4 protein-coding genes are annotated in these 3798 nt (G+C 67.5%); 3 read left to right on the forward strand and 1 reads right to left on the reverse strand.

Annotated elements, in window-relative coordinates; all coding sequences use genetic code 11:
• A partial coding sequence (locus ABZW18_RS34285; protein WP_356195309.1) for a class I SAM-dependent methyltransferase occupies window positions 1-212 on the reverse strand: 212 nt, incomplete at its 3' end.
• Window positions 213-615: 403 nt separating this feature from the next.
• Here ABZW18_RS34285 and ABZW18_RS34290 point away from each other — a divergent pair.
• From ABZW18_RS34290 to ABZW18_RS34300, 3 genes are all read left to right on the forward strand, one after another.
• Window positions 616-1101 (forward strand): hypothetical protein, encoded by a 486-nt coding sequence (locus tag ABZW18_RS34290; RefSeq protein ID WP_356195311.1) that lies wholly within the window; start codon window positions 616-618, stop codon window positions 1099-1101.
• A 798-nt stretch (window positions 1102-1899) separates the two neighbouring features.
• Entirely contained in the window at window positions 1900-3381 is a 1482-nt protein-coding gene (locus ABZW18_RS34295; RefSeq protein WP_356195314.1) for a hypothetical protein, read from the forward strand.
• Between the two features lie 86 nt (window positions 3382-3467).
• Window positions 3468-3686 (forward strand): hypothetical protein, encoded by a 219-nt coding sequence (locus ABZW18_RS34300; protein WP_356195317.1) that lies wholly within the window; start codon window positions 3468-3470, stop codon window positions 3684-3686.
• Window positions 3687-3798: the final 112 nt, after the last annotated feature.

The following is a 3798-nucleotide window of genomic DNA, read 5'->3' on the forward strand; positions in this document are numbered from 1 at the left end:
ACCCGGACGGCCGTGGCCGGTGCGTGGAGGCCGCGTACGAGGCCTTCCTTGAAGCTGAGCAGAGCGGGACGGTCGAGTTCGTAGATCAGCACGTCGGGGGACCACTCAAGGCGGAAGGCACGCGAGTCCATACCGACGGCGACGAAGACGAACTGCCGCACCCCGTCGGCATTGAGCCGCAGCAGCTGATCGTCCAGGAAACGGGTCCGCACCGCGAGCCGGGGTGTGGTGTCGCGGCTTGCTGCCGACGCGGTTGGTGCCGGAAGCCGGGGAGGAGTAAGACGTTCTGCATCCCCAACGTGCCGCCCGCAGGCACGCCCCTCACTACCTACATCACGACATGGGCCAACGAGATTGATGATATGGCCGGTCCCGAGGCTGCCGCTCTTCAAGCACGCGGCCTCCAGATCGACCCCCAGTGCACTGAAGCCAGTTGAAAGCGTTCTCCGCGCTCAGCATGTCTCATGAGACATGCTGCTTGACGCTGGCTGCGTGATTGACCTGGAGCTCGACGCTGCCGGCGATGGCCAAGGGAGACAAGATGGGGTAGCGCTGACTTGAGACGTCTCGGTGTGCCGCGGGCGGATACGCGTCAGCGGCGGCAATCATGGCGCCATGGAGAATGTATCGAACCCATCAGAATGGTGGCTGATCGGGACAAACTTTGCTGTTGCTGGCGGGACTTTACTCGTGGCAACCGTGGCCGCGTTGGTCGCCATTCGTGATGGCCGTCACCGGGATGCCGAGCGTCGAGACCGGGAGTCAGCACAGGCCCGGCTGGTTACCTGCATCCTGGCGTATCCGGATGTCAAGATCACGAATCACAGCGGCCTCCCCCTCCTGGATGCTCAGACCATCGGGCTTTTCGAGCCAGAAGCACGCACCTTCCACGCGGTCGAAAGCGAGCGCAGCGGAACGATCAACGCTCACGATCACTGGCCTTGGCCCATTCCCCCTGAGATCCGCTCCAAGTTGGATGTCCCTGCTCGTGAATCCCTGGTGCCGTCCATTCGTTTCATGGATGCCTCCGGGGTTGAATGGGAACGCCAAGGCGATCTTCCTCCAAGGCAACGGACGGCGGCGCCCAAGAAGCGCGGGTGACAGGCGAGGTCGTTCAAGAGTCCAAGATCATCCCGTGGCCGGTTTCTGGCGAGGGCCTAGCGGCGTTGGTGAGGACCCCGAGGCCGGATAGGCGTGACGGTGGTGGAGACGTCCTTGTCGACCTGTTGCCGGAGGGCTTCGTTGTCATGGAAGAGGGCGGCGATCGCGGTGTGGGCGGCCTTGAGCTTGTTTTCCAGCAGCGTGCACTCCTGGGTCTTCGCGGTCAGGCGCCTCTTGAGGTCGGCGATGGTCGCATCGCGCTTGGCCTCGCCGGGGGGTGGTCTTGCCGTGGGCGGCGATGCGCGCGTCCCATTCGGCCAGGATGGGGGAGGTAGCGAGCGGGCCGCGGCGTGCCCGGCCTCTCCGTGCTGGCCGACGATGACACGCCGCGCTCGAGGACAGCCGTGCCACCGAAGCCGACGGGCCGAGCCACGCCCGTACCACGTGGCCCGCTCAAGCGCCCCGCTGAGGGACGGTCACCCCTCACTGGGCACGGTTTGGGGGGTTGTGGTGTTATGTGCTGGTCTTTGTACGGTCTTTCCTGCCGGGCCGGGATGGCCCCGTGACCTGGCACGTCCCGCTCGTCGTGCGGGCAGGCGGGCATGGTCGTCAGCGCACTGCCTTTGGCCACGCGACTGCTACCCTAAGAGCCCTTGGGCTGTTACGCGGCCTGGCGAACCTTCGCCTCCCGGCATCGGGTGAAGTGCCGTCGCCAAAGCGGGCACTGGTCTGGCAGTACGTACTTGAACTGCGTATGCACCCTTCGACGCTGGGCCGGGCAGTGCGAAAGGTGTCTCTGTGACTGCTTCTCTGGGCACGATCCGCGCGCGGATGCGCGCTCGGCTGACCAACGAAACCCACGCGCAGGCCCGGCAGGAGCTGCACGGACCCGACGGAGTTCCCGACGCTGCCCGCCCCGAACAGGCCGCGCTCGAAGCCGCCGTCCTGAGCGAACTGCACGACGCGCACGACTACGAGTACGGGCACAGTCCCCTCGACGGTGCCATCTACGGCATCACCCGCGTCCGGCCGACTCCCGATGGCCTGACCCTGGAGCTGGACGAAGGAAAGTGGGAGGCGGCTCTGGACGTGCTGCTTCCCGTTGACGAGCCCGAACTCGACATCGAAGGGCTGACAATCGCTGGCGTCCCGGGCCTTCGTGTCCGGCTCGCCCCGAAGAGCCGCCACAGGGGCAGGTTCGAGTTGTTCCGGCCCGGTGATGATGCCGCGATCACCATCCAGGTTCCCGGCGATGAGGCGGAGGAGGCCCTGGAGTGGGTCGCGCGGATCGGCGAGGAAGGCGATCCCATGCACCGGGCCCCGCAGTGGACGGCTGCCGAACGCGAGCAGCTGACCGCCTACGAACGGTGGCTCGGAGACCCCCTGCCTCGCAGCCGCGTTCTACGCCGCCTACTGGCCTTCCGAGACTATCCGCGAGCCAGCGTGATCAGTCCCGACGACGAGGTGCCGACGGAAACAGACTTCCAGCAGATCCTCGCCGCCCGGCGCTCGCCCACGCATCGCACCTCGATGCGCACGGGCCTTCCGCCGCGGAACTTCCTGTCGGCGGAGCAGCCACTGCTGGTTGCCGTTGTCAGCGTCCGCTCAGGGCCGCCGGGTGGCCAGGGCCGAACAAGCGTTGCCACAGGGCTGGCCCGGGCTCTGTCCGAACACGGAAGACAGGTGATGCTCGTCGACGGCGCGGCGCAAGGAGACGCCTCGGCGCTGCTCAGGGACACTCCGGCAGTACAGGTCATACGTGCTCACGGCCAGAGCGATCTGGTTCCCGAACAGCTGCGGAAGCGGGCCAGCCGGGCCGGCGCGGAGGTCGTATTTCTCGATGGCAGTCCCTTCGACCAGGACCTGATCGCCACCGTGGCGGATCGCTGGATCGGAGTCACGAATCTGTGGCACCGCCCCACAACCAGCTCCACCGTGACCTTGATCGCGGAAGACCCCAAGGGCCGTGCTCTGCAGCCCGACTGGCACAAACGATGGCTGAACGTGATGCGCGCGCACGACTGGCAAGTGCGCTGGCGCATCGCACCCAGCGTCGACTTCGAGCAGCAGTTCGCTCCCTACACCGGGCCGTGCGCGGGCATCGTCCTGCTCGGCGAGCGCAACGGACAGCCAGGGGCCCGAGCGGAGGACTACCTCGTCGGCGTGAAGACCGACCTGCCCGTCGCCGCACCCGCGGTGCCCTACCTCCCCGGCACCAGCCGGTTGAGCCGAGCAGAGCGCACCACGTACGCGCACCTGGCCGCCACTCTGTTCGACTAGCTCCGGCGCGCGGCGGAACCGGGTCCGACCTCCGGGTCCGCCGCCCCGCACCGAGACACTGGCCCTCATCCCGCGGCGGAGCGCGCATGGCCGGGTTGTCGGGACTCCCGCGAGTTCCTTCTGAACCGGCTGTTCAGGCCCGCGCCTGGCAGATCCTCGCCGACCGCTACTCCACGACGGTGGACGCGCTGCGTAAAGGTGATCCGCTGCCCTGCGCCAACATTGGGGGGCACGCGCTGCGTGGTGGCTATCCCCACCGGCAGATGATCCAGGTCGCTGACTTGATCGTCCTGCCGACCGCTTGAACTCCGCCCCGTACGGCCCGCCCCCGGCCCGCGCCAGGCGCGGGCCGTACGGGGTTGCCCGGTGTGGCGCTCGTCCTGGTGGGTCCCCGAGGGGGTTTCAGGTCCGGGGGTT

The sequence above is a fragment of the Streptomyces sp. NPDC004647 genome (genome assembly GCF_040609575.1).
Classification (GTDB): domain Bacteria; phylum Actinomycetota; class Actinomycetes; order Streptomycetales; family Streptomycetaceae; genus Streptomyces.

What these genes read in the sequence shown, in the direction of transcription:
- ABZW18_RS34290 (WP_356195311.1), top strand. Translation starts at nt 616, where the DNA reads ATGGAGAATGTATCGAACCCATCAGAATGGTGGCTGATCGGGACAAAC.
- ABZW18_RS34300 (WP_356195317.1), top strand. Translation starts at nt 3,468, where the DNA reads ATGGCCGGGTTGTCGGGACTCCCGCGAGTTCCTTCTGAACCGGCTGTT.